This window comes from Brooklawnia sp. (assembly GCF_049651565.1).
Lineage (GTDB): Bacteria > Actinomycetota > Actinomycetes > Propionibacteriales > Propionibacteriaceae > Brooklawnia.
Genome location: NZ_JBASCI010000228.1, coordinates 1 through 1,622, shown reverse-complemented (window position 1 = coordinate 1,622; position 1,622 = coordinate 1). Strand labels below are relative to the sequence as shown.

Annotated in this window: 2 protein-coding genes; both read left to right on the top strand. The window is 70.5% G+C overall.

The genetic code is table 11. The features are described from left to right. Nucleotides 1-297 (top strand): ATP-binding cassette domain-containing protein (locus WBL05_RS10800; RefSeq protein WP_424225861.1); only part of this gene is annotated, 297 nt, incomplete at its 5' end. Further along, on the top strand, nt 284-1,495 hold the full coding sequence (locus WBL05_RS10795; RefSeq protein ID WP_424225860.1) for an ABC transporter permease: 1,212 nt from the start codon (nt 284-286) through the stop codon (nt 1,493-1,495). The genes WBL05_RS10800 and WBL05_RS10795, both read left to right, overlap by 14 nt. The last annotated feature ends 127 nt before the right edge of the window (nt 1,496-1,622 follow it).

Here is a 1,622-nt window from a genome sequence, read left to right as displayed (position 1 = left end):
GAGCTGTCCGGCGGCCAGCAGCAGCGGGTGTCGGTGGCCCGGGCGCTGGTCAACGAGCCCACCCTGATCCTCGCCGACGAGCCGACCGGCAACCTCGACTCGGTCTCCACCCGCGACGTGCTCGCGCTGTTCCAGCGATTGCACCAGGCGGGCCGGACGATCGTCCTGATCACCCACGAGGCGGACGTCGCAGCGCAGGCACGCCGGGTCGTCCGGATCGACGACGGCTTGCTCAGCGAGGACACCGCCGCCCCTCCGGACGATGGCAGGGAGGTGGCCCGACGTGGGCTGGCTTGAGACTCTGCGCACTGCGATTGAGGCGCTGGCCGGACGCCGGATGCGCACCCTGCTGACGCTGCTGGGCATCCTGATCGGCATCGCGGCGGTCATGCTGACCGTCGGGCTCGGCGAAGGCGCCCGGCGGGAGATCAACCGTGAGATCGACAAGTTGGGCAGCAACCTGCTGATCGTGGTGCCCGGCTCGGGCAGCGACTCACCGAGCGCGGCGACGACGCTGAGCGTGGACGACGCCGCCGTGATCGCCGACTCCGCGGTCGCGCCGGATGTCACCGGCGTCGCCCCGATCATGTCCACCCGCTCGCTGGTGCGGGCCGGCACCGCGGACTGGACAACCACCATCACCGGCAGCACCATCGAGTGGCCGCTGGTCCGCTCGCGTGAGCTGATCGACGGCCGGTTCTTCACCGCCGACGAGGAGGCCGGCGCCCAGCAGGTGGCGATCCTCGGCCCGTCCACCGCCGCCCAGCTGTTCGCCGACGAACCACCGGTCGGCAACACCATCACCATCGGCTCGCAGATGTTCACCGTGGTCGGTGTGCTGACCGCCGTCGGTTCGAGCTCGATCACCAACGACGACGACCAGGTCGTCATCCCGATGACCACCTTCGCGCAGCGGCTGTCCAGCACCAGCGACACCCGGGCGGTGTCGGCTATCTACGTGGCAGCCCGCAACCAGGACTCGATCTCCTCGGCGCACCAGCAGATCACCCGGGCGCTGGTGGCTAACCACCAGACCACGGCTGCCGACCAGGACTTCACGATCATCACCTTCGAGGCCCTGATGACCGCCGCCGAGACCACCACCGCCGTGCTCACCACGTTGCTCAGCAGCATCGCCGGGATCTCGCTGCTGGTTGGCGGCATCGGGGTGATGAACATCATGCTGGTCTCGGTCAGCGAACGGGTCCGCGAGATCGGCCTGCGCAAGGCACTGGGCGCCACCCCGGCGGTCATCCGACGCCAGTTCCTGGTCGAGGCCGGCATCGTCGGGTTGATCGGCGGCACGCTCGGCGTGTTCACCGGCTCGATCGGTTCGGCCATCCTGTCCCCGATCCTGGAGATCGACGTGGCGGTCTCGCCGGGTGCCACCGTGATCGCGCTGGGGGTCTCGCTGACCGTCGGCCTGGTGGCTGGGGTGTACCCGGCGTCCCGGGCGGCGAGGCTCGCCCCGATCGACGCGCTGAGGAGTGAGTGATGAAGCCGAGTAGCCTGGTCGCCGCCGGCACCGCCGTCGTCGTGGTCGCTGCGGGCGGCCTGGTCTGGGCAGGACGCGGCGCCGCGTCCCACGGCCCCTACGTGACCGCGGTCGCCTCCCGCGGCAG